This window comes from Geomonas edaphica, from assembly GCF_004917075.1.
GTDB lineage: Bacteria > Desulfobacterota > Desulfuromonadia > Geobacterales > Geobacteraceae > Geomonas > Geomonas edaphica.
The window spans coordinates 58,793-82,592 of record NZ_SSYB01000008.1 but is presented as its reverse complement, the minus strand read 5'-3'; the positions used below and the strand labels follow the sequence as shown (position 1 = coordinate 82,592).

The window sequence follows — 23,800 nt, the reverse complement described above, 5'->3', positions numbered from 1 at the left end:
TGCTCCACGGCCCGTCCGGCATTTCCGGACGGGCCTTTCTTTTTGAGCTTCCTTCGGGCCAACTTACCTCTCGACAAAGTAAGACATTTGCAATATATTCCGGCAGTACTGTATACAATTTTCTGCCGCACTCCCGGCAGGCCCCGATACCAGCCAATCACCATCAATCCCACGCAAAGGAGAACAGAACCGATGGCAACTCCAGAGTTCAAGTACCAGGAAGCTTTCCCGCTCGGGCCGGACACCACCAAGTACCGCCTCATCCCGGACTCCAAGCAGTACGTTTCGGTCGCCAACTTCGATGGCCAGGAGGTCCTCAAAGTCGCTCCCGAGGCCCTCACCGTGGTGGCTAACGCCGCCATGAAGGACCTCTCCTTCCTGCTTCGCCCCGAGCACAACGAGATGGTAGCGAAGATCCTGGCCGATCCGGAAGCTTCCCAGAACGACAAGGGTGTCGCCCTCGCCTTCCTGAGAAACGCCGAGGTTGCCGCCAACTTCGAACTCCCGATCTGCCAGGACACCGGCACCGCCATCGTCATGGGCAAGAAGGGTCAGCAGGTCTGGACCGGTGCTAACGACGAGGAGTACCTCTCCAAGGGGGTCTACAAGACCTATACCGAGGAGAACCTGCGCTACTCGCAGACCGTGGCGCTTGACATGTACAAGGAGGTCAACACCGGCACGAACCTCCCGGCCCAGATCGACCTCTACGCCACCAAAGGTGCCGAGTACAAGTTCCTCTTCATGGCGAAGGGTGGCGGCTCCGCCAACAAGACCTACCTCTACCAGGAGACCAAGGCACTCCTTAACCCGGACAGCCTCGTGAAGTTCCTGGTCGCCAAGATGAAGACGCTCGGCACCGCGGCCTGCCCGCCGTACCATCTGGCCTTCGCCATCGGCGGCACCAGTGCCGAAGCAAACCTTAAGACCGTGAAGCTTGCCAGCGCCAAGTACCTCGACGCGCTCCCCACCAGCGGCAACGAGCACGGCCAGGCCTTCCGCGACCTCGAACTCGAAAAGCTCCTCCTCGAAGAGGCGCAGAAAAGCGGCATCGGCGCCCAGTTCGGCGGCAAGTACTTCGCCCACGACGTGCGCATCGTCCGCCTGCCGCGCCACGGCGCATCCTGCCCGGTCGGCATGGGCGTTTCCTGCTCCGCGGACCGCAACATCAAGGCGAAGATCAACAAGGAAGGGATCTGGGTCGAGCAGATGGACGACAACCCGGGCCGCCTGATCCCCGAGCGTTTCCGCGGCAAGCACGAGCACGGCGTCAGGATCAACCTGAACCAGCCGATGAAAGATATCCTCGCTGAGCTGACCAAGCACCCGGTATCCACTCCGCTGCTGCTCTCTGGCACCATCGTGGTCGGCCGCGACATCGCGCACGCGAAGTTCAAGGAGATCCTCGACTCAGGCAAGCCGCTCCCCGAGTACCTGAAGAACCACCCGATCTACTACGCCGGCCCGGCAAAGACCCCGAAAGGGAAGCCCTCCGGCTCCTTCGGCCCGACCACTGCAGGGCGCATGGACTCCTACGTCGACCTCCTGCAGGCCAACGGCGGCTCCATGGTCATGATCGCCAAGGGTAACCGCTCGCAGCAGGTAACCGACGCGTGCAAGAAGCACGGCGGCTTCTACCTCGGCTCCATCGGCGGCCCGGCCGCAATCCTCGCCGAAGAGAACATCAAGAAGGTCGAGTGCATCGACTTCCCCGAACTCGGCATGGAGGCGGTCTGGAAGATCGAGGTGGAGGACTTCCCGGCGTTCATCCTCGTGGACGACAAGGGGAACGACTTCTTCAAGCAGCTTGGGATCTAGTAAGTAAGACAGACCGTAGGACAAAAAAAGCCCCCGTTGCCGTAATGGCAGCGGGGGCTTTTTCATGTGGATGGTGGAGGAGCCTTTTCAGTCGGCCCGGTGCGGTCCCACTTCCAGGCCTTCTCTTTACATGTAGACCATGACCCGGAAATGGAGCCTGCCGTCCATGGTGGTGAAGGGGATGGTAACCCCTTTACATTGCACGCTCATGCTCCCGTCCGTGGTGCAGGCCTCGGGGGGATCGGTCATAGGACGCAGCCGCCCAGACAGCACCAGGGGAAGCCCCAGGGCAACGCTGCCGTACTGTTCGTGGTACTTGGTCTTGAAGACGCCGGCGATGTTGTTCGCCACCTCGCCGACCGCATCCGAGATGGCTTCGTCATCGGCCTCCTCGATCATCAGCAGGTCCTTGGCGATCTGCTCCGCGGGCCCTTTCTCCGTGGCGAAGATGATGTAGCCGACACGGTCGCCGGCAACCCCCACGATACCGACCACGTCGGAGTGCAGCGGGTTGATCTTCTTCTCTACCTTGCCGGCAAAGATGTCCGTGTTCATGTAGCTCTTGAAGGTGTCCTGGGTGGCCGACATGATGGTGAACATGATCTCTTCGAACGTTATGCTGTTGCTCAAGGCAACCCCCTTTACAACAATTGATGATTGACGATGGACAATTGACAATGAAAAACAGTGAGGGCAATTGCGTCGCTACCTTTGCTATTCGTCATTCACCGAGAAAGCTTTAGCGATGCGTATACATGACACTCATTGCTTGTCATGTGTCTGCCGTGAGGCAACGTTGTCAATGGTCAACGGTCAATTGTCAATTGGTTCAGATCCCTGTAAGCTCCGCCACTTTAAGCTCTATATCGTCTCCGTTTACCCTCACGATCTTCCCGCCTTCTTCCTCGGTGCGGATCACCCCTTCGTCAATCCATACCTTCAGACGCTCCTCTTCCACGCCGAAGTGCTCGCAGGCTTGCGCCACCGTGAACCAGGTCTTCGATGCCAGCATGATATCCCCCTTTAACCTGCTCCGGCCCCAGCTTGGATGCGTTCTCATAGAAGGGCGCGGGCTCGGTTTTAATTACAGATTCCACCGTTGGATGGTACCGCTCTTGCCTGCCTTGTCAAGCACAGCGGCGAGCTAGCACCGCAAAAATACTACGGGTTTGCCGCACGTGCATTTTTTGCTTTTCCAATGAACGTTCCTGCCGATAAGTACAAGGTGGCTGCTTAATGAGCCATCGGAGACCTTGAAGATGCCGACCAGAGAGTTACAACGCGAGACGGTCTTGTTCGTCGATGACGAGAGGAGCTACCTTGCCTACACCAGCGAACTCTTCGAGAACCGGGGCCTCAACATCCTTACGGCCGGGTCGGCGATGGAGGCCCTTGAGATCGTAGAGCACCACTCGGTCGCCGTGGTGGTCTCGGACAACGAGATGCCGGGCATGCGTGGGATCGAGCTGCTGTCGCGGATCAAGGAAATCTCGCCGCACACGGTGAAGATCATGATGACCGGCAGCGCCGATCTCGCAACCACCCTTGCCGCGATCAACAGCGGAGAGGTCTTCCGCTTCGTGCTGAAGCCCTGGAAGAAGGCGGATATGCTGCGCGCGGTGAAGGACGGGCTGCGGCGCTACCGGGTGCTGCAGTCCCTCAAACGGGAAGACGAGTTCATCTTGCACTCCCTCGCGCAGACCATCGAACTAAAAGACGCCTCCACGAAGGGGCACTGCGACCGCGTGGCGACACTTGCGCTGCGCCTGGCGGAGCGCCTGGGGATCCCGGAGGACACCCAGCAGGAGATAAGGTACGGCAGCTGGCTGCACGACTGCGGCAAGATCGGCGTCCCGGAAGCGATCCTCAACGCTGAACGCGCCCTCACCCAGGAGGAGTTCTCCATCGTCATGAAACACCCGGAATGGGGGCGCGAGGTGGTGCGCAAGGCGAACCTCTCGAAGACGGTCCAGGAGATCGTCCTGTACCACCACGAGCGCTACGACGGCAAGGGATACCCCTTTGGGCTTGCCGGAGACAAGATCCCTCTGGAGGCCCAGATCGTCGCCACAGCCGACATCTGCGACGCGCTCACCATGGACCGTCCCTACCGCAAGGGTTTTGACCGAGACGAGCTTCTCTGTACCATGAAGGGGATGAGCGGGTCGAACCTCGATCCGAAGCTGATCGAAGTCCTTTTCGAACTGCTCGCCGAGGAGGAACCGAGCGAGGTGTGACGAGGGGCAATGAGGATTCAGGGCGCCGCCAGATGCAACCAGTAGTCACGGGACCGGCAAAGCCAGGTAGATCAATCATCCGTCGCGGTGCATGACTTCTCCATCGCGTTAGATTAATCATCAATCGTGTTGCACGACTTTTCCAACGCGTTAGATTAATCATCCATTCCGCTGCACGACTTCTCCATCGCGTTAGATTAATCATCCATCGCGCTGCACGACTTCTCCATCGCGTTAGATTAATCATCCATCGCGCTGCACGGCTTCTCCATCGCGTTAGATTAATCATCCATCGCGTTGCACGACTTCTCCATCGCGTTAGATTAATCATCCATCGCGCTGCACGACTTTTCCAACGCGTTAGATTAATCATCCATCGCGCTGCACGGCTTCTCCATCGCGTTAGATTAATCATCCATCGCGCTGCACGACTTCTCCATCGCGTTAGATTAATCAATCGCGGCCCGGGCAAACAAAAAGAGGGGGGAGCATCCTTCATGCTCCCCCCTCTTCGTTTCCGTGCAACCGACGCTATTTCTTCTTGCGCACCTGTTCGACCGCCTTCTCGAAACGTGTCACTTCAAACCCCTTGAGGATCTTGGCGTCGTCACCGATGATGATGACCGGAACGCCCTGGCTCTTGTACTTGCCGGTCACAAGCGCCATCGCCTCAGGCTCGACCTCGACGTCCCGGTTGATGAAGGGGATGTTGTTCTTGGTGAAGTATTCCTTGGCCGCCCTGCAGTGCGGGCACCAGGAAGTGGAGAAGAGGACGATCTTCGGGTATTTCGTTTCCTGTGCACGCGCCCCCAGCGGACTCTGAGGAAGTTGCTCGGCGCCGAAGCCGGAAAGCGGGAGCAGCAGGGATGCAGCCAGGATGGCGGTCAGCAGAATACGCATGTCAATCCCCCTTGGGTTGTGTTTTGTTACCACCGACGGTGAGCTGTCGCCGGATCATCTTGAAACTTAGCGTTTTCGGGTTGCCGGGACGGCGCACCAGGATCAGGACCGGTGTCCCGGCGTGCCCCCTCAGGCGCCGATCTACGATGAACTTGAAGTCGCTTCCAGCGGTGGGCGTGCCGTCCACCTGGACGATGATGTCGCCCGCCTTGATGCCGGCCAGATGCGCGGGGCCTCCCGCCACCAGCTGCCGCACCGCTATGGTGCCGTCGGCCCTTGGGACGCCGTCGATGCCGACCCCACCGAAAGCGGCCCCCTCGCTGGAGAGGGGCAGGGCGAGCAGGAGCAAAAGTTGTAATAGACACATTATCCTGGTCATGGGGCGTCAACTTATACGAAGGGTGCCCCGGCTGTCAACTATGCTTTTGCCGCGCTTTCCCCTCTGTGTTATAAATGATGCGTCCCAATCCACCAACGGAGCTACCTATATGACTCTTCGAACCAAGGTGAAAGAAGCCCTCTCCCAAGGACGCCCCGACAGCACCATCCTCGTGAAGGGGTGGGTGCGCACGATACGGAACAGCAAGGAGGTCACCTTCATCTCCTTGAACGACGGTTCCTGTCTGTCCGGGATCCAGGTGGTCGTCGAGCCGGACCTTGCCAACTACCGTGAGATCACCGGTATCGGAACCGGCAGCGCCCTGGCGATCACCGGTGTGCTGCAGGAGTCACCCGCCGCCGGGCAGGCGCTTGAACTGAAAGCGAGCGCAATCGAGGTGATCGGGGGCGCCGACCAGGATTATCCGATGCAGAAAAAGCGGCACACCTTTGAGTACCTGCGCACCATCGCCCACCTGCGGCTGCGCAGCAACACCTTCGGAGCCGTCTTCCGCGTCCGTTCCGCCCTCGCCCAGGAGGTGCATAGCTTCTTCGCCGAACGCGGCTTCCTCTACGTGCACACCCCGATCATCACCTCGAACGACTGCGAGGGGGCAGGAGAGCTCTTCCGGGTCACCACCCTCGACATGGCTCGCCCCCCGCTGAAAAACGGCGCGGTCGACTTCTCCGGTGACTTCTTCGGCGGGGCCACCGGTCTCACCGTGAGCGGTCAGTTGGAGGGTGAGCTTTTCGCCCAGGCCTTCTCCGACATCTACACCTTCGGCCCGACCTTCCGGGCTGAGAACTCCAACACGGCGCGCCACGCCGCCGAGTTCTGGATGATCGAGCCGGAGATGGCCTTCGCCGACCTATCCGACGACGCCGATCTCGCCGAAGCCTTCCTGAAGAGGCTCTGCCGATTCGCGCTCGACAACTGTCAGGAGGACATGAGCTTCTTCAACGCGCAGATCGACAAGGGGCTCATCGAGCGCATTGAAGGGGTTGCGGATGCCTCGTTTGCCCGCATGGATTATGGCGAGGCGATCGAGCGGCTGAAAAAGGCGCCGGTATCGTTCCAGTTCCCGGTGGAGTGGGGTCTCGACCTGCAGTCTGAGCACGAGCGCTACCTGACCGAACAGGTAGTTCGGGGGCCGGTCTTCATCATGAACTACCCGAAGGAGATCAAGGCGTTCTACATGAGGCAGAACGGCGACGGCAAGACCGTCGCGGCCATGGACCTCCTGGTCCCGAAGGTCGGGGAGATCATCGGGGGGAGCCAACGCGAGGAGCGGCTTGAACTTCTGGAGCAGCGCATGCTGGAGACGGGGATCGCGCCTGAGTCGCTGTGGTGGTACCTCGATACCCGGCGCTGGGGCTCCACGCCGCACGCCGGTTTCGGGCTCGGCTTCGAACGACTGATCATGTACCTGACCGGGATGGAGAACATCAGGGACGTCATCCCCTTCCCGAGGACACCGAGGCACGCGGAATTCTAGGGACGCATCGCATGCAGTGCGGGCATAAAAAGAGGCAAGGGCCGCGTGGCCTTTGCCTCTTTTGTTTCACTATGAGGGCAGCTTCCTAGCGCTGCGCACTCTGCGGCCAGTAACTCCCCCCGACCAGCATCGCCTTGATCCTGCCGATCTTCACCTTGGTGGTGACCATGACCGGGATCTTGAGCGCATCATCGGTGAGCCAGACCTTTATCTCGCCGGACCGGTTGAAAAAACCGTCCGCCTTCATGAGGGGCTGCACCACTATGGTCTTGAAGTGCCCGACCGGCGTGTCTATCTCCTCGCGGTTCAGGACCTTCACCTCGGTGTTCCAGAGTTTCTTGCAGTCATAGATGTCGACGTAAAGCGACTTACCTGGGGTGAGCTGCAGACTACGCACGTAATAGACGACTGAGAGTGGATCAAAGGTGTTCGGGCCGATATCGTCCACTCGCTGCGTCTTCTTAAGGAGATCCCGCGATTCGACCTTCTGTTTCTGCTGGTCGAAATGCGCCTCCTTGTGTTTCCTGTGGCTCCCTTCGCTGATCTTGTTGCGGAAATAGGTGGGGGCACCGAAGCGGTCACCGCTGCCGCGCTGCACGATGGATTCGGCACGGTCATCAACCTTGAAGAAGGTATCAAGCCACGGCATCGATCGGGTGGTGGTGACGATGTGGATCTCGCCCCCCTTGGTGGTCGCCTCCTGCACAGTGGTACCCGCCTTGACGCCGGTCCAGCTGACGTCATAGATCAACTTCTCGTTGGGACTCATGGCACTGGCAGGTATAGCGGACAAGGAAAGGACAAGGACGGTGAAAAAGGACAATAATGCTGAAAGTTTCATATCAACAGATTAGCCCCTCGCTGCTCATTTATTCAAGAGAAAAAACTTAGGGATTACCTAATGTTAGAGCGCTCACACGAAGTCAGCAGACTGCCGCACCGGGATCTCACCTGGACAGGTGGGAAGCTCTACGCGCCGCTGCTCTTGGTGATCATGATGACACCGATGGCAACCAGCACCGTGCCGGCCCAGCGCATGGGGTTCACCACCTCGTGCAGGAGGTACTGTGAAAGGAAGGCAACGAGGATGTAGTTGAGCGCCTGCATGGGGAGGGCGACGGAGAGGTCTTCCCAGGAGAGGACGGCGAGCCAGAGGAAGAAGAAGACGGCGAGCATCGCCGTGCCGAAGACGAGCTTCGGCGTGGTGAGTGCCTGCACGGCGACCCGGAGGATACCCTTCAGGTTCATGGTGGAAATGTCGCCCAGTTCCTTCATGCCGCTGGCAAGAAGCAGGTCGCCGATGGTACCGGCGGTAACCGCGACCAGCATGACCACTACCGTCTTAAACATACGTCTTTTCCTCTCCCCGGTAATTTCTCAGCTGAAGGCCGAGCCGGGCCATTTTCTCTCTCACGAGCGGGCTGGTGAGTGCCGCCAGTTCCGCCTCATGCTGGTAGTCGGGCATGCGCCGTTTGAGGGTGGGACATGGGTGGCAGCCGGGATGGAAGTAGATCTCGGTGAGCCCCTCCCCTACCCCGTCAAGTGCCGAGAGCAGGTATTCCTCGGTCATCTGCCCCGAGTTCAAAAGCCCTTTCACCTCGGCGGCATAGCGGATGCCGAGCCGGTCCAGGCGCGGACGACAGCGGTCGGCGAGCCGGGCGAAGATGAAGGCATCCGCGCACTTGCCGACGAAACGCTTTTTGTCCAGCGCAAGGTTCGCGGGAAGGTTTTCCCTGGTGAGCCGGAAGCTCTTGATGCCGTAGGTGGGGATCAGCTCGCAGAGGATGTCGAACACCACCGGGTGCATGTGGATGTTTAGGTGGCCGTCCACGTGGGTGAGCTCGACTCCTGCGTCCCGGCACTTCGCAAGCTGCGCGTCGATCTCCTGGCGAAGCTTCTTCCTGAGCCCTTTGAGGAAGAAATAGCGCATCCCGGCAAGCACCGGGTCATCGGTGAACTCGCCCCCGGCGTCGGTCAGGGCGGGAAGCCCCTGCTGCTTGAGGACCGCGCTCCCCTGCACTAGGGTGAGGTGCAGCCCCACCTGCAGTGCGGGGTTCGCGCGTGCGAAGGCCGCCGCCTCCTCAAAGGCGTCCCCTCCCACCATGAGGGAGGTGCTGGTCAGCATCCCTTCCTGCCATGCCTTGATGATGCCGCGGTTCGCGCCGGTACTAAGCCCGAAGTCGTCGGCGTTCAGGATCACTTCTTTCATAACCCGTTCTGCGTTCTATGTTCTAGGTTCTACGTAAACTACCCCACTACGCTCAGCAGGCGGCCTTCTTGCGCTTTTTCATGTAGCTTAGGTACTGGGCCCCTTCCTTCAGGAGCTTTCTGCGTACCTTCGCATCGACCAGCATGCTGTAGATGCTGCGCGCGATGTAGCGGGGGCGGAAGTAGAACTTGTTGTAGAAGAGCTCGACGGCGTCGAAGATCTCCTGGTTGGTGAGGTTCGGATAGTTGATAACGCACTTCTGGTGCCCGGTGGCGTCCAGGAAGCTGTCGGAGGCGATCCAGCCGTTCTCCTTGGCCATCTGGTAGAACTCGGTGCCGGGGTACGGCGAGGCAAGGGAGACCTGGATCGAGGTGAGGTCAAGGTCGATGGCGTAGGCGATGGTCTCTTTGATGGTTTCCCGGGTCTCGCCGGGAAGCCCGAGCACGAAGGCGCCGTGCACCGTGATGCCGAGCTTCTTGCAGTTCTTGGTGAACTCGATCGCCTGCGCCTTGGTGACCCCCTTCTTGATGTTCTTGAGGATCTGTTCGTTGCCCGACTCGTACCCGACCACGACGTGGTGCATGCCTGCTTCGGAGAGCTCCTTCAGGGTCTCATAGTCGGTGTTAGCGCGCGCGTTGATCACCCAGGAGACGTTCAACGGCTTGATGGCACGGGCGATGGCGATGGCGTGCTGCTTGTCGGCGGTGAAGGTATCGTCGTCAAAGGAGATGTCCTTCACCTGGGGGAGGTTCTCCTTGATCCACTTCACCTCCTCGTAGACGTTCTCGGGACTTCTCTTTCTGAGGCTTCTCCCTGAGAAGGTCTGCGGCCAGAGGCAATAGATGCAGCGCGACGGGCAGCCGCGGCTCGCGTAGATGGAGACGTAGGGATGCCGGAAGTGCGGGATGACGTACTCCTCGATGGGGAGGTCCCGCTTGTACACCTGGCTTGCGAAGGGGAGTGCGTCGAGGTCCTGAATCGGGGGACGGTCCTTGGTGTGCTGCACCTTGCCGTCCTTTATGAAGCTGATGCCGTCGACCTCTTCCCAGGGTTTCCCTTCGCATAGCTCCGCGGTGGAGTAGTCGAACTCGCCGCGGCAGACGATATCGACCGCGCCGTCGGCAAAGCGCAGGCTCTCCTCGGGTAGTACGCTCACGTGCGGGCCGGTAAGCACGGTCACCGTCTCGGGACGCTGAGCCTTGACCCGGCGCGCCGTTTCCACGTCGATCGCGAGGGTCGGGGTGGAGGTGTACATCACCACCATGTCGAAATCCTTAGCGATCTTCAGGCAGGCGTCGAGATCAAGCCGCTGCACCGGTGCGTCAACGACGCGCGCTCCCGGGATCATGCCCGCGGGGTAGGTTAGCCAGCCGGGAAACCAGAAAGAGGTTACCTCCCGAGAGGCTTGGTAGCGCGCTCCGGCGCCTCCGTCGAAATCCTCGAAGGTGGGCGGGTTCAAAAACAGCGGCTTCATGTACCCTCCAGATTAATGAAGTCAAACAAAAAAGAACCCTGACTATAAGACGGCAGGGGCGGTTTGTCAAGGCGAACCCTGGCCGGGTTCGGAAAGCGTTGCGGCGGTGCCTCCCCTCTGTTAAAGTGGCCGATCGAGAGGAACGAACCGCTATGACTACGGAAAAAAGAAGTCTGGGGGTGGTGGCCGCCATGCCCCAGGAGATCGCGCCGGTCCTGGCGCGTATAAAGGGTTTCCGCCAAGACACACTCGCCGGCCGGAACCTGTACCGCTTCCCGGTGGACGGCAGATTGGTCTTTATGATCGAGTCCGGCATGGGACCTAAGCACGCCGCGGCGGCAACGCGTGCACTCATCGCTCACGCGGCTCCCGAGGCGCTGGTGAACTTCGGGTTCGGTGGCGCCGTGCTCCCTGGGCTGGAGGTCGCGGAACTGGTGCTGGCCGAACGGGTTTTCCACCTGGACGGCGATGCCCTAAGTGAGCTCCCCCCGCCCGACCCGGCCCTTGCCACCCTCGCCTCGGAGCATTGCTGCAAAGTCGGGGTGCAGTTGCGGCGCGGCGGCTTCGTGACCTCGAGCGCCATCAAGAACAAGCGGGAGATGGCAAGCCGCATCGGCGCGGCAACCCCCTTGCCGCTTCTCGAGATGGAAACGGCAGCCGTCCTTCAAGAAGCTCAGCAGGCGGGGATACCGCTTTTCGCGCTTAGGAGCGTGAGCGATGCGGCCGACGAGGAGTTGGGGTTTGCCATCGAGGATTTCTGCGACGCGGAGCTGAACCTGAGCCCTTGGCGCGTGGCCCTTGCCATCGCGAAGCGCCCCTTGTTGGTGCCGCAGTTGATCAGGCTTTCAGGGAATACGCGCAAGGCGGGAAGAACGCTTGCCCTGGCGGTGGAACTCACCCTGCAGGCGCTCGCCAGGGAATCCTGAGCCGTCTCTAGTCGAAGCTCTCCGAGAAGCGCGCCGCGATCTCCCCTTTCAGGTAGGCGTCCGCCTCGGCCGCGGTGGCGAAGTTCAGTGCCTTCTGCGCCACGGCGCGCGCTTCCTCAAGGGTGCAGCGGCGCAGGATCTTCTTCACCCTCGGGATAGAGACCGCGTTCATCGAAAGCTCGTCGTAGCCAAGCCCGAGCAGGATGGGGAGATACTCCGGGTCCCCCGCCATCTCGCCGCAGATGCACGCGTCGATCCCGGCGGCATGGGCCGCGTCGACGATGGTCTTTAGCGACCTGAGCACCGCGGGATGCAGCGGCTGGAACAGCGAGGAGAGGTGCTCGTTGGTGCGGTCGATGGCGAGCGTGTACTGGATGAGGTCGTTGGTGCCGACGCTGAAGAAGTCGACCTCGGCCGCCAGGAGATCGGCGATCACCACCGCAGACGGGATCTCGATCATGATCCCCACCTGCACCTTCTCGTCAAAGGGGTGCCTGCCGCGCAGTTCCTCCTTCACCTCCTCCAAAAGCGCCTTGGCGGCGCGCACCTCGGCCACCCCTGACACCATCGGGAAGAAGAGCTTCACCTCGCCAAAGGCGCTCGCCCTCAGGATCGCTCTCAACTGGGCCTTGAACGACTCGGGCTGGCGCAGGGAAAGCCGTATCGCGCGCAGCCCCAGGGCGGGGTTCATTTCGTCGGAGAGGTCGAGATCGGTGAGGCACTTGTCGCCGCCTATGTCCAGGGTGCGGATGGTGACCGGCAGCGGCGCCATCTTCTTCACCAGGGCCGCGTAGGCCTCGAACTGCTCCTCCTCGGTCGGGAGCGTACTGCGGTTGAAAAAGAGCATCTCGGTACGGTACAGGCCGATCCCGTCGCTGCCGTGCTTCTCCAGGGATGCGGTTTCCTCGATGAACTCCACGTTGCCCTTAAGGCGCATGCGGTGCCCGTCGAGGGTCTGAGCCGGGAGGTCGCGCAGCTTCAGAAGCTCGCGCTCCACATACTCGTAGCGCTGCTTTTTCTGCAGGTATTCCTTAAACTCATCTTGGCTCGGGTTGATGATGACGACGCCGGTAGCTCCGTCGATGATCAGGGTGTCGCCGTCCTGGACCTCTCCCGTGATCCGCTCAAGCCCGACCACCCCCGGGATCTCGAAGGCGCGCGCGAGGATGGAGGAGTGCGAGGTCTTGCCACCCAGGTCGGTGATGAACCCCATCACCTTCTCCTTGTCGATCTGCAGGATGTCGGCCGGGGAGAGGTCGTGGGCCACCACGATCACCTTGCCGTCGATCCTCGTGAGCGGCTCCTGCTTTTCCCCCACCATGTTCCTAAGCACCCGTTCGACGACCGTTTCCACGTCGTTACCGCGCTCGCGCAGGTAGTCGTCCTCGACCCCCTCGAAGAAGGTCTTGAAGCGTCCGAGGGTGCGTTTCAGCGCCCCTTCAGCGTTGATGCCAAGCCGTTCGATGTACTGGGTGGTCTCTCCGACCAGCATGGTGTCGTCGAGGAGCATGAGGTGCGCGTCGATGACGCAAAGGTGCTCGGGGCCGTGGGTGCTGGCGAGCTGGTCCTTGAGGGCGTAGAGCTCCCCCTTCGCCCGCTCGAGGGCGCTCGTGAAGCGCTCCACCTCACAGGGGATCTCTTCCCGGGCCACCACCACCTCGGTCACAGCCACGCGGCGGCGGTCGGTGATGCGCACCTCGCCGATGGCGATGCCGGCGGAGGCGCCGATTCCCTTCAGTTGTCTCGACTCACTCCTCTCCAAATCCATTGCGGATAAGTTCCCCCAGTGCGGCGTAGGCCTCCACCTCGTCCGCTCCTTCACACTTGAGCGTGACGGTGCTCCCCTTTGCCGCCGCGAGCATCATGATCCCCATGATGCTCTTGCCGTTCACCTCGATCCCCTCCCGCTCGATCCTGATTTCGGAGGAGAAACCGCTGGCGGTTTTCACCAAAAGTGCTGAGGCTCTCGCATGCAGCCCCAGCTTGTTGGGTATGACGTATTCGCCTTCTATCATATCTGCCCTCACCCACCTACGCCAAGGCTACGGTGGGTAAACCCTCCTTGTTGTTACTTCTTCAGGAAATCGCCGGCTACGGTGATCCCTTCCTGGGCGCTCTCCTTCAGCTTCAGCGCGAGCTCGGCGACGCCACAGCGCGCACGCTCCTGGGTGAAGCGGATCAGCATGGGAAGGTTCACCCCGGTCAGTACCTCAACCTTCCCCTCCTGCAGGAAAGAGATGCTCATGTTGGAAGGGGTGCCGCCGAACATGTCGGTCATGATGATCGCCCCATCGCCGGAAACACGCCCCACCGCTTCCTTTATCGAGGCCATGACGTCGGTGGCCGACGCGTCAGGTGCGATCCCCACCGCCTCGGCGAGTTCCAGCTTTCCTACTATCATCTCCGCCGCGGCGAGAAGTTCCCCTGCCACGCCGGCGTGTGCTACCAAAAGCAGTCCTATCATCCCTGTCCCTTCTCTATATCCCGGTGGGATACCTTGATGTTCACGTTCCGTTGCCGGAAGTAGTGGTACAACTCTTCTGCTATGGCCACCGAGCGGTGCCTGCCGCCGGTGCAGCCGATTGAGACCGAGAGATACGATTTCCCCTCGCGCCGGTACCCCGGCAGCAAAAACTCCAGCATGTCCCGGAAGCGCTCCAGGAAGACCTCGGTCTCCTTCTGCCCCAAAACGTAGTCGCGCACCGCAGGCTCAAGACCCGAGTAGGGGCGCAGCGCCGCCACGAAATAGGGGTTCGGGAGGAAACGGACGTCCATGACCAGGTCGCTCTCCAAAGGCAGTCCGTAGCGAAAACCGAAGGACTGCAGGTTGACCTGCATCTCGAGCGCCCCCTCGCTCCCCTTCACGAGGCCGATCACCACCTCGCGCAGGCGGTGCACGTTCATCTCCGAGGTGTCGATGATGGCCGTGGCGATGCGCCTAAGCCCCGCGAGCTGGTCGCGCTCGAAGCGAATCCCCTCGGGAACGCTCGCCCCCTCAAGGGCGGGGTGGCGGCGCCGGGTCTCGGAGAAGCGGCGGATGAGCACCTGGTCGGTGGCGTCGAAATAGAGGATCTTGACGCTGTGACCGGCTGTGGCAATGGACTGGAAGACCTGGTCGTATCCCTTGATGAAGTCGCGGCTCCTGATGTCCATCACCAGGGCGACGTCCTTTATGTCCTCACGGGAATGTTCGACGAGCTCTATGAAGGTGGCAACGAGCGAAACCGGGAGGTTGTCCAGGCAGAAAAATCCCTCGTCCTCGAGCGCCTTCACTGCCGTCGATTTTCCCGACCCGGAGAGGCCGGTTATGATGACGATGCGCATCTACTCTACCTCGTTGCCCAAGGGGCGGAACTCCAGGCGTGCCAGGAGCTTCTCGTGGAACTCCCGGGCCGAATGGTATCCCATCCCCTTCAGGAGGAAGTTCCTGGCGGCGACCTCGATGATCGAGGTCAGGTTGCGCCCCGGTCGGACCGGGATCTTCACGTGCGGCAGGTCGACACCCAAAATGGTCTTCATCGGTTCATCGATGCCGAGCCGCTCGTACTCCTGGTTTGCATCCCACTCCACCAACTCCAGCACCATGTCGATGATCTTCTTCTCGCGGATCGAGGAGACCCCGTAGAGGTCCTTGATGTTGATGATGCCAAGGCCGCGGATCTCCATGTGGTACTGGATGGTCTCCCCCGCCTGCCCTACGAGTGCCGCCGGCATCTTCTTCTTGATGTGGATCACGTCATCGGCGACCAACCGGTGGCCGCGGATCACGAGGTCCAGGGCGCACTCGCTCTTGCCTATACCGCTTTTCCCAAGCAAAAGCACCCCCACGCCCAAAACGTCCACGAGCACGCCGTGGATGTGGGTCGAGGGGAGCAGGCTCTCCTCCAGAAATTTCGTGATGAGGCTTATGAAAGTGGAGGACTGGTGATGGGTGACCAGAAGCGGGATCCCAGCTCCTTGCGCCGAGCGCTTCAGGAATTCGGGGGGATCAAGCCCCTTGGTGACGATGAAACAGGCGATGGGGTAGGTGCAGAGCTTCTCGATATGGCGCGAGCCGACCTCCTCGGGGATCTGGCTCAGGTACGAGATCTCGGTGTTGCCCAGCACCTGGACCCGATCCGGGTGCAGATGCTCGGTGTAGCCGGTGAGGGCTAAGCCGGGTTTCTGGATGCGCGAGCTGTAAAGCCGGTTCGTGAGCCCCGCGTCGCCGCATAAAAGCTGCAGGTCGAGGCCGTACGCCTTGTCTTCCAGGAGGTCCTTAATGCTGAGGCTCATGCTTGTCAATGCTGCGACCCTTCCCCCGTGCAAGCGAAAAGCCCCAGAGGGGCCGTTATCGCAACGGGAGGCGCCACGGGGACGCCTCCCCTCGCTTCCTTGTCCCCGGGGCGAACCCCGGGGAGCTATCTAGATATCAGGAAGTTACTACGGGTTCTCCGGAGAGATGAGGCCGTAGTTGCCGTCCTTTCTGCGGTAAACGACGTTGATGGTTTCGGTGGAAGACTCGGTGTAAACCAGGAAGTCCTTGTGCAGAAGTTCCATCTGCATCACCGCCTCCTCGACGGACATGGGCTTCATGGTGAAACTCTTGGTCTTGATGATGACCGGAGCCTGGGTCCCTTCCTCGATCCCCTGGGCCTGAACGATCGCCTTCTGCACCTGGCGCTCGCGCGCGTCGGCAGCCGGTTTATGTGCCTTGATGCGCTCCTTGAAGCGGCGCAGCTGACGCTCGATCTTGTCGGATACCGCGTCGATGGAGGCGTACATGTCGTTGGTCTCTTCTGCGGCCTTGATGGTGATCCCTTTGGCGGTAATGGTCACCTCGGCCAGGTGGCGGATCTTTTCCACGGTCAAAAAGACCTGGACGACGATCGGGTCGTCGATATATTTCTTAACCCTCTCCAGCTTCTCCTCAGCGTAGCTTTTCAGGGCTTCGCTCGGTTCCATGTGCCTGAATGTCGTGGTTATCTGCATACGAAGTACCTCCCTTTATTGTCAATACACGCGACTCGCCCGCCGCCGCCGACGGCGGTGTCCGCGTTAGAAATGCTTCTTGCGCTCCGAGGAGGAGCCGATGCGGAGCATCTCGCGGTACTTGGTGACGGTGCGCCGCGCGATGACGATGTTGTGGTCGGAGAGAAGCTCGGCCAGGCGCTGGTCCGAATAGGGGCGCTTGGGGTCCTCGTTGTCGACGAGTTCCTTGATCTTACTCTTCACGCTCTCCGAGGCGATGAAATCCCCCTCGCCGGTGGAGATCCCCGAGTTGAAGAAGTATTTGAGTTCGAAGAGCCCCTGGGGGGTCTGCATGTACTTGTTGGTGGTGACGCGGCTGATGGTGGACTCGTGCATGCCGATATCCTCGGCGATGTCGCGCAAAACCAGCGGGCGCAGGTGCTCGATGCCGCGGTCCAGGAAGTCGCGCTGGAACTTCACGATGCTCTTCGCCACCTTGAAGATGGTGCGCTGGCGCTGCTGGATGCTCTTGATGAGCCAGATGGCGGAGCGCATCTTCTCGCCGATGTAATCCTCGGCTACCTTGTCGACCGGTCGGCTCGACTTGGCGTCCGGGGCGTAGAGCGGGTTGATCCTCAGGTTCGGCATCCCCTCGTCGTTCAGCATCACCACGTACTCGTCGCCAACCTTGTGCACGAAGATGTCGGCGGAGATGTACTGTACGTCGTCGCTGCCGAAGACGCGCCCCGGTTTCGGGTCGAGCTCCGCGATGATGCGGGTGGCGGCGAGGATGTCATTCACGTCCACCCCAAGCACCTTGGCGGCCTGCTTATACTTGTGGCTCTCCAGGTCCTTCAGGTGGTCGCGCAAGAGCGCCTCAACGAGACTTCCCCCCATACCGAGGCTCGCCACCTGCAAAAGCAGGCACTCACGCAGGTCGCGGGCACCGACGCCGACCGGATCGAACTCCTGGACCCTTTTGAGCACGGCATCGACGAGCGGTACGAGGACGCTCCCGGCGTAGCCGTCCAGCGCGTCGTTCACCTGCTCTTCCGGTGTGTTGCCGGCGACACCGCCCCACTCGAGCGCCTCCTCGCGGAAGGGGGTGGCCTGCACGCAGGCCTGCGCCACGTCGTCGAGCCCGGCCCGCAGGTAGCCGTCCTCGTCGATGTTCCCTATGATCTCGGCCCCTATCGCCATCTCACGGTCGGTGAGGCGGGTGAGGCTTAACTGCCAGATGAGGTGGTCGAAAAGGGTCGATTTCTTGGTGAGGAGATTCTCGAAAGAGGGACGGTCCTCGTCGTCGTAGTACTGCTCGCCGGAGCTGTAGTTGTAGCCGTCGATGTAAGAGTCCCAATCGGCCTCGCGGGTTTCCTCGCCGGCGCGCACCTCCTGGAAGTCGCTTGCGGCAGCCTCCGGTTCGGACTCCTTCTCGCGCAGTTCGAGTTGCTCGGGCTCGCGCACCTCCTCCTGTTCGATCACCTCGTCGAGGATCGGGTTCTCTTCCAGCTCCTGCCGCACCACGTCCTGGAGTTCCAGCCGGGAGAGCTGGAGCAGCTTGATGGCCTGCTGCAACTGGGGGGTCATCACCAGTTGCTGACTCATCTTCATCTGCTGGCGCATCTCAATTGCCATAAATCCTCGCTGCCGAAACCTGAAAACGTTCTACGTTATGTTCTACGTTTAAAAAACCGCCGTTTCCTGCGATTGTTTCCGAATTCCGTGCCGTGTAAGAAATGAAAAGCTTACATGTTCATGGAGTCCCGGCTCTCTTTGTTCTCATTATAGCGCAAGGAAGGAACTTTGGCGACCTGCCTCGCATTTTTAACGTAGAACGTAGAACCTAGAACATAGAACGTGCTTCTTCCTTACAGCCTGAACTTGTCCCCGAGATAGATCTCGCGTGCCTTCTTGCTTTGAGAAATCTGCACCGGATCGCCTACTTCGAGCACCTCACCGGCGTTCATAATGTAGGCCTTATCGCATACACCGAGCGTCTCGCGGACGTTGTGGTCGGAAATAAGAACCCCGAGCCCCTTCTCCTTCAACGCGGTGATGATGCTCTGGATGTCAATCACCGCGATCGGATCGATCCCCGCGAACGGCTCATCCAAGAGGATGAAGGCGGGATCGGTGGCAAGCGCCCGGGCGATCTCGACGCGGCGCCTCTCCCCACCGGAGAGGGCGTAGCCGCGGCTCCCCGCAATGTGACCAATGCGGAACTCGGCGAGAAGCTCCTCGACACGCTCGCGGCGCCTTACCGGGGTGAGATCCATGGTCTCCAAAACGGCCAGGAGGTTGTCCCTCACCGTCAAGCGCCGGAACACGGACGGCTCCTGCGGCAGATAGCTGATGCCGCGCCGCGCCCGCTGGTACATGGGGAGCCCGGTGATCGGATCGCCGTCGAGGAAGACCTCCCCCTCGTCCGGCCTGGTGAGCCCCACCACCATGTAGAAAGTGGTGGTCTTTCCGGCGCCGTTGGGGCCCAAAAGCCCCACCACCTCTCCGGAGTGGAGCTCGAGGTCGACCCCCTTTACCACCATCCGCTTGTTGAAACCCTTGGCAAGCCCTTTCGTGTAGAGGGTGCTACCGCTTCTGCCCGGCATCTTTACCCCCCGGATGGATGACCGCTTCCACCCGCTCCTTCGGACCGCTGGTGACGACGCTTTTCTGCTCGTTCACGTAATATACGATGACCTTTCCGGTGACGACGTCTTCGCCGGACACCACCCTCGGGTTGCCGTCCAAGGTGATGCGCGCCGTCTTCGGGTCGTACACGCCGTGCGCGCCGGTTGCCTGCCGCTCCTGCTGTACGATACGGACGTTACCGAAGGCCTCAACTTGGCTCACCTCGTTACCAGGGCCGCTGTAGGAGACGACGAGACGATCCGCGTAGAGCGTCATATCCCCCTGGCGGGCGACCACTTTACCCTCGAAGGAAGCGGTCTTTTTCTCGTTATCGGTGGTAAGCGTGTCGGACTTTACTTTTAAAGGCTCTTTGCTGCTGCCTGTCACCTGGGCGCCGAAGGCCGCCACCGTGAAAAGCGAGAGAGCGAGGACCAAACTGAAGAGGATACGTCGCATCATTTCCCCTCCTGCCGGTACACTGCGGTGACCTCTTTCATCAATTTGAACTTCCTCGTCTGCGTCTGATACTCCATTCCCGTTCCTTCCAACTGGCTCCCGACATCGGTGAGCCTAACCCGCTCCGCGGTGGTCAACAGGGTGCGCGCCGCGATGTAATCGACACGGGGGGCGGAAAAGCCGTACCCCTTGTCGCTTTTTCCCCGCACGTCTCCGATGAGGGCGATATCCCTGGTGCCGTTATGGTATTCGGCGTGCTGCGCGGTGATCGCGAGATCGCCCACGCCGCCCGCGCCGTGCACCAGCATCCGCACCCCGGTCAGGTAGGAGATGTCGGCTTTCTTATTATACTCGGCCCGGTCCGCGGTGAGTTCCCACCGTTTGACCCCCTGTTTGGTTTCCGTGTAATGGAACTTCTGCAGGGAGACATCCACCTGCAGGGGAAGCTTGCGCACCGCGAGCTTGGGTGCTGCTTCCTGCTGCATTCGGAAAACTATGGTGGCTATCACCAACAGGGAGGCAACTACTGCCAGGATGCCGAGGAATCGCTTGAAATTATTGAAGTTATGCATGATTTCGTGGCAAAGTATAGCATCTAAAAAATTCACTGTAAAGCGCATTTTGCTGCGCTGTGAAAGTTTTGGCACAAAGATTGAAAAAGGCAAAAGAACGTCGGTTCACGGCGCGGAGGATGCGGGGGCAGCGTTCTGGATGAGAGGTACCCGCCCCGGTCAAACCGGGACGGGAAGCAAGGTAGGATGTCGGAAAAGTTGCCAGTTCAGGTACGGTTTTCCAGGTACCACCGGTAGGTGCTCGCGAGTCCCTCATCGAGCTCGATCTCGTGGCGCCAGCCGAGCTCGTGGATCCGACTCACATCGCTTAGTTTTCTTGGTGTGCCGTCGGGTTTTGAGGTATCGAAGAGGATCTTTCCGGTGAAGCCAACGACGGCGGCGATCTTCTTGGCCAGCCCCCCAATAGTGAGCTCCTTGCCGCTCCCGACGTTCACCGGCTCCCACCCCTCGTAGCGCTCCATGAGAAAGAGCGAGGCGCGGGCCACGTCATCCACGTGCACGAACTCGCGGTAGGGGGTGCCGGTCCCCCAGATGGTGACATCTGCGGCGCCAGACGCCTTCGCCTCGTGGAACCTGCGGATAAGGGCCGGGAGCACGTGCGAGGTAGTGAGATCGAAGTTGTCGTTAGGGCCATAGAGGTTGGTCGGCATCGCGCAGATGAACCTGGTGCCGTACTGGCGGTTGTAGGACTGGCACATCTTGATTCCGGCGATCTTCGCAATTGCGTACGGCTCGTTCGTCGGCTCGAGCGGCCCGGTGAGTAGGGCCTCCTCCCGGATTGGCTGCGGCGCGAGCTTCGGATAAATGCAGGTGGAACCAAGTAGAAGCAGCTTCTTCACGCCGAAGCGGTAGCTCGAGTGAATCACGTTGTTCTGAATCATCAGGTTGTCGTAGATGAAGTCGGCCGGGAAGCTGTTGTTGGCAACGATACCCCCCACCTTTGCAGCGGCCAAGAGGACGTAATCCGGGCGTTCAGCCTCGAAGAAGGCCCGTGCCGCCGCCTGGTCCCTCAGGTCGAGTTCCGAGCTCTTGCGCAGCACCAGGTTTGAAAAGCCGCGGCGCTCCAGTTCCCGCACCAGGGCGGAGCCGACCAGGCCGCGATGGCCGGCGACGAAGATTTTCGCGTTATTTTCCATCCGCCCGCTGCTCCCTTTCGGCATAGGCCAGGTCGGCCTGCGTCATCATGCGCACCAGCTCGGCAAAGGAGGTCTTAGGCTCCCACCCTAACTCACGCTTTGCCTTGCTCGCGTCCCCAAGGAGAAGATCCACCTCGGCGGGGCGGAAATAGCGCGGGTCGATCTCGATGACGATCTTGCCGGTGTTCCGGTTGATGCCAACCTCCTTTTCCCCTGCTCCCTCCCAGGAAAGCGGCATGTCGAGACTGCCAAAAACGATTTCAGCGAACTCGCGCACGCTGTGGGTCTCGCCAGTCGCCACCACGTAATCGGCTGGCGTGTCCGACTGGAGCATGCGCCACATCGCCTCCACGTAATCGCCGGCAAAACCCCAGTCCCTCTTCGCATCGAGGTTCCCCAGATAGAGGCGCTCCTGCAGGCCTAGTTTTATGCGTGCCGCTGCGCGGGTGATCTTCCTCGTGACGAAGGTCTCGCCGCGGCGCGGCGACTCGTGGTTGAAGAGGATGCCGTTGCAGGCGAACATACCGTAGCTCTCGCGGTAGTTCATGGTGATATAGAAGGCATAGGCCTTGGCGCAGGCGTACGGTGAGCGTGGGTAGAAGGGGGTCGTTTCACGCTGCGGCGTCTCGACCACCTTGCCATAGAGCTCTGAAGAGGACGCCTGGTAGAAGCGGGTGTTTAGTCCCGCCTCGCGAATCCCCTCCAGAATGCGCACCGTGCCTAGCGCGTCGACTTCTCCGGTGTACTCAGGGACGTCAAAAGAGACGCGTACATGGCTCTGGGCCCCCAGGTTGTAGATCTCGTCCGGGTGGATTTCACGTAACAGGCGGTTGATCGAGCTCGCGTCGTTTAGGTCGCCGTAATGGAGAAAGAGGCGGGTGTCCTCCTCGTGCGGATCGCGGTATATGTGATCGATCCTGCCGGTGTTGAAAGAGGATGAGCGGCGGATCATGCCGTGTACTTCGTACCCCTTAGAGAGCAGAAGTTCCGCCAGATACGATCCATCCTGCCCGGTGATCCCCGTGATGAACGCTTTTTTCATGACCCCTCCGGGAAAATTAATAACTCAAAATGAATAACATAGAAGCGACGCACCTCAAGCCCGTGCGGCCTACTTATCAGTTCGAAGCCAGGATTTTTTCGATGATCCGTGTTGTGGAGCGACCGTCGACGAAGTCGATGAGGGCAACCCGCCCGCCGTTGGCCTCGACGATCTCGCGCCCGACCACGTTCTCGATGCTGTAATCCCCCCCTTTGACCAGCACGGCCGGCCGCAGCGCCTCAATCACGGTAAGCGGCGTGTCCTCGTCGAAGAGTACCACGTAGTCGATGCAGCCTAGCGCCGCTAGGATGTGCGCCCGCTCCGACTCCTGGATGAGCGGTCTCCCCTCCCCTTTAAGGCGGCGCACCGATGCGTCCGTGTTCAGCCCAACGACCAGCAGGTCTCCGAGCTCGCGCGCCTTCTGCAGGTACTTTACGTGCCCCACGTGCAAAAGGTCGAAGCAGCCGTTAGTGAAGACCACCTTCTTGCCCCGCGCGCGCGCCTTAGCAATCACGTGGGTGAGGACGTCGAGGTTCTTGATCTTCGCGTTGCTGTCGCCCGTGCCGTGCCCTGCCTCCGCGACGACCTCCTGCGGCGATACCGTGGAGGTGCCGAGCTTACCCACCGCGATGCCGGCGGCGACGTTGGCGAGCCAGGCCGCGTCCGCTAGGGGCAGGCCGCAGGCGAGCCCCAGGGAGAGGACCGAGATCACCGTGTCGCCAGCCCCGGTCACGTCGAACACCTCGCGGGCCACGGTCGGAATGTGCACCGCCTCGCCGCGGGCCGGGAAGAGCGACATCCCCGCTTCGCTGCGGGTGATGAGGAGTGCGTCCAGCCCGAGCTCGGAGAGGATCGATCCGGCCGCCTTTTCGAGCGACGCCATGTCGGTGATGGCGATCCCCGAGGCGATCTCCGCCTCCTTGCGGTTTGGAGTGAGGATGGTGGCGCCGCGGTATTTGCCGAAGTCGTCCCCCTTCGGGTCGACAACGACCGGTACGCCGAGCTCGCGTCCCTTAGCGCAGATAGCGGTAAGAATCGCCGGGGTGAGCACCCCCTTCATGTAGTCCGAGACGACGATGACATCGAAGCCGTTCAGGTGAGCGTCCACGTAGTCGAGGAGCACCCGCTCGCTCGCGCGGCCGATCGCCGATCTCGTCTCGCGGTCGATCCGCACGATCTGCTGGTGCGCGGCGAGGACGCGGGTTTTCTTGCTGGTCTTTCGTTCCGGGTCCTGGAAGAGCCCGGCAAGGGTCACCCCTTGGTCCTCGAGGGCGCGACGCAGCAGTTCGCCGTTTTCGTCGTTGCCGATTACCGAGCAGACCGCGACCTGGCACCCGAGCGCGATTAGGTTGTTCACCACGTTCCCCGCGCCGCCAAGGCGCAAGTCCTCCCGGGACACCTCGACCACCTGGACCGGCGCCTCCGGCGAGATGCGCTCTGCCTTGCCCCAGAGGTACTCGTCGAGCATCAAGTCGCCGATAACCAGCGCCCGCACTTCCCCGGCGCGCTCGAACAGGGATTCTATTTCTCGTCTTTCCATTGCTTCTCCCAAAAGCCGTTCAACGTTCAACGTTCAAC

25 protein-coding genes are annotated in these 23,800 nt (G+C 60.8%); 4 read left to right on the top strand and 21 right to left on the bottom strand.

Features of this window, described 5'->3' with window-relative positions; translation table 11 throughout:
* The first annotated feature begins 192 nt into the window (after positions 1-192).
* Complete coding sequence (locus E8K79_RS20310; protein ID WP_136516349.1) at positions 193-1,818, top strand: fumarate hydratase; 1,626 nt, start codon at positions 193-195, stop codon at positions 1,816-1,818.
* A gap of 126 nt (positions 1,819-1,944) precedes the next feature.
* On the opposite strand, the gene E8K79_RS20305 is transcribed toward E8K79_RS20310, so the two are convergent.
* Positions 1,945-2,448 (bottom strand): chemotaxis protein CheX, encoded by a 504-nt coding sequence (locus tag E8K79_RS20305; RefSeq protein WP_246014742.1) that lies wholly within the window; start codon positions 2,446-2,448, stop codon positions 1,945-1,947.
* Positions 2,449-2,647: 199 nt separating this feature from the next.
* Positions 2,648-2,830: a MerR family transcriptional regulator gene (locus E8K79_RS20300; RefSeq protein WP_136516348.1), complete on the bottom strand. Its 183-nt coding sequence runs from the start codon at positions 2,828-2,830 to the stop codon at positions 2,648-2,650.
* A gap of 247 nt (positions 2,831-3,077) precedes the next feature.
* Between E8K79_RS20300 and E8K79_RS20295 the strand changes: the two genes are divergently transcribed.
* Entirely contained in the window at positions 3,078-4,055 is a 978-nt protein-coding gene (locus E8K79_RS20295; protein ID WP_136516347.1) for an HD domain-containing phosphohydrolase, read from the top strand.
* 531 nt (positions 4,056-4,586) lie between these two features.
* On the opposite strand, the gene E8K79_RS20290 is transcribed toward E8K79_RS20295, so the two are convergent.
* Positions 4,587-4,955: a glutaredoxin domain-containing protein gene (locus tag E8K79_RS20290; RefSeq protein WP_136516346.1), complete on the bottom strand. Its 369-nt coding sequence runs from the start codon at positions 4,953-4,955 to the stop codon at positions 4,587-4,589.
* Between the two features lies 1 nt (position 4,956).
* On the bottom strand, positions 4,957-5,334 hold the full coding sequence (locus E8K79_RS20285; protein WP_136516345.1) for a S41 family peptidase: 378 nt from the start codon (positions 5,332-5,334) through the stop codon (positions 4,957-4,959).
* 109 nt (positions 5,335-5,443) lie between these two features.
* Here E8K79_RS20285 and asnS point away from each other — a divergent pair, with 109 nt between their 5' ends.
* Positions 5,444-6,829, top strand: coding sequence for an asparagine--tRNA ligase (asnS, locus tag E8K79_RS20280; RefSeq protein ID WP_136516344.1), 1,386 nt, complete (start codon positions 5,444-5,446; stop codon positions 6,827-6,829).
* An 85-nt stretch (positions 6,830-6,914) separates the two neighbouring features.
* On the opposite strand, the gene E8K79_RS20275 is transcribed toward asnS, so the two are convergent.
* From E8K79_RS20275 to hpnJ, 4 genes are all read right to left on the bottom strand, one after another.
* Positions 6,915-7,598, bottom strand: a complete 684-nt coding sequence (locus E8K79_RS20275) for a DUF3108 domain-containing protein (RefSeq protein ID WP_246043927.1) — start codon at positions 7,596-7,598, stop codon at positions 6,915-6,917.
* Positions 7,599-7,798: 200 nt separating this feature from the next.
* Entirely contained in the window at positions 7,799-8,179 is a 381-nt protein-coding gene (locus E8K79_RS20270; RefSeq protein WP_136516342.1) for an EamA family transporter, read from the bottom strand.
* Positions 8,172-9,038 carry a hopanoid biosynthesis-associated protein HpnK gene (hpnK, locus tag E8K79_RS20265; protein ID WP_136516341.1) on the bottom strand — a complete coding sequence of 289 codons (867 nt, stop codon included), beginning with the start codon at positions 9,036-9,038 and terminating at the stop codon, positions 8,172-8,174. Before hpnK ends, E8K79_RS20270 begins: the two co-directional genes overlap by 8 nt.
* Positions 9,039-9,090: 52 nt before the next feature.
* Positions 9,091-10,512: a hopanoid biosynthesis associated radical SAM protein HpnJ gene (gene hpnJ / locus E8K79_RS20260; protein WP_136516340.1), complete on the bottom strand. Its 1,422-nt coding sequence runs from the start codon at positions 10,510-10,512 to the stop codon at positions 9,091-9,093.
* A gap of 152 nt (positions 10,513-10,664) precedes the next feature.
* Between hpnJ and E8K79_RS20255 the strand changes: the two genes are divergently transcribed.
* Positions 10,665-11,438 (top strand): phosphorylase family protein, encoded by a 774-nt coding sequence (locus E8K79_RS20255; protein ID WP_136516339.1) that lies wholly within the window; start codon positions 10,665-10,667, stop codon positions 11,436-11,438.
* A gap of 7 nt (positions 11,439-11,445) precedes the next feature.
* Here the strand turns inward: E8K79_RS20255 and ptsP are convergent, their stop codons facing one another.
* The 13 genes from ptsP to hldE all read right to left on the bottom strand — a co-directional run bounded on the left by ptsP (position 11,446) and on the right by hldE (position 23,762).
* A complete protein-coding gene (gene ptsP, locus E8K79_RS20250) occupies positions 11,446-13,206 on the bottom strand; it encodes a phosphoenolpyruvate--protein phosphotransferase (RefSeq protein ID WP_136516338.1) in 1,761 nt (586 codons plus the stop codon).
* Positions 13,187-13,453, bottom strand: coding sequence for an HPr family phosphocarrier protein (locus E8K79_RS20245; RefSeq protein ID WP_129128392.1), 267 nt, complete (start codon positions 13,451-13,453; stop codon positions 13,187-13,189). Before E8K79_RS20245 ends, ptsP begins: the two co-directional genes overlap by 20 nt.
* A gap of 53 nt (positions 13,454-13,506) precedes the next feature.
* Positions 13,507-13,902, bottom strand: a complete 396-nt coding sequence (locus E8K79_RS20240; protein ID WP_136516337.1) for a PTS sugar transporter subunit IIA — start codon at positions 13,900-13,902, stop codon at positions 13,507-13,509.
* Positions 13,899-14,762, bottom strand: coding sequence for an RNase adapter RapZ (gene rapZ / locus E8K79_RS20235; RefSeq protein ID WP_136516336.1), 864 nt, complete (start codon positions 14,760-14,762; stop codon positions 13,899-13,901). The genes E8K79_RS20240 and rapZ overlap by 4 nt, the downstream gene beginning before the upstream one ends.
* Positions 14,763-15,713, bottom strand: coding sequence for an HPr(Ser) kinase/phosphatase (gene hprK, locus E8K79_RS20230; RefSeq protein ID WP_162604741.1), 951 nt, complete (start codon positions 15,711-15,713; stop codon positions 14,763-14,765).
* A 147-nt stretch (positions 15,714-15,860) separates the two neighbouring features.
* The gene (gene hpf / locus E8K79_RS20225; protein ID WP_129128396.1) at positions 15,861-16,409 is read right to left on the bottom strand and encodes a ribosome hibernation-promoting factor, HPF/YfiA family; all 549 of its coding nucleotides are present in this window, start codon (positions 16,407-16,409) and stop codon (positions 15,861-15,863) included.
* 66 nt (positions 16,410-16,475) lie between these two features.
* A complete protein-coding gene (gene rpoN, locus E8K79_RS20220; protein WP_136516335.1) occupies positions 16,476-18,023 on the bottom strand; it encodes an RNA polymerase factor sigma-54 in 1,548 nt (515 codons plus the stop codon).
* Between the two features lie 233 nt (positions 18,024-18,256).
* Positions 18,257-18,994 (bottom strand): LPS export ABC transporter ATP-binding protein, encoded by a 738-nt coding sequence (lptB, locus tag E8K79_RS20215; RefSeq protein ID WP_135872974.1) that lies wholly within the window; start codon positions 18,992-18,994, stop codon positions 18,257-18,259.
* A complete protein-coding gene (gene lptA / locus E8K79_RS20210) occupies positions 18,975-19,475 on the bottom strand; it encodes a lipopolysaccharide transport periplasmic protein LptA (RefSeq protein ID WP_246043925.1) in 501 nt (166 codons plus the stop codon). Before lptA ends, lptB begins: the two co-directional genes overlap by 20 nt.
* Positions 19,472-20,044, bottom strand: a complete 573-nt coding sequence (gene lptC / locus E8K79_RS20205; protein ID WP_246043924.1) for an LPS export ABC transporter periplasmic protein LptC — start codon at positions 20,042-20,044, stop codon at positions 19,472-19,474. The genes lptA and lptC overlap by 4 nt, the downstream gene beginning before the upstream one ends.
* A 206-nt stretch (positions 20,045-20,250) precedes the next feature.
* Entirely contained in the window at positions 20,251-21,180 is a 930-nt protein-coding gene (fcl, locus tag E8K79_RS20200) for a GDP-L-fucose synthase (RefSeq protein ID WP_136516333.1), read from the bottom strand.
* The gene (gmd, locus tag E8K79_RS20195; protein WP_136516332.1) at positions 21,170-22,222 is read right to left on the bottom strand and encodes a GDP-mannose 4,6-dehydratase; all 1,053 of its coding nucleotides are present in this window, start codon (positions 22,220-22,222) and stop codon (positions 21,170-21,172) included. Before gmd ends, fcl begins: the two co-directional genes overlap by 11 nt.
* 76 nt (positions 22,223-22,298) lie before the next feature.
* The gene (gene hldE / locus E8K79_RS20190) at positions 22,299-23,762 is read right to left on the bottom strand and encodes a bifunctional D-glycero-beta-D-manno-heptose-7-phosphate kinase/D-glycero-beta-D-manno-heptose 1-phosphate adenylyltransferase HldE (RefSeq protein WP_136516331.1); all 1,464 of its coding nucleotides are present in this window, start codon (positions 23,760-23,762) and stop codon (positions 22,299-22,301) included.
* Between the last annotated feature and the right edge of the window lie 38 nt (positions 23,763-23,800).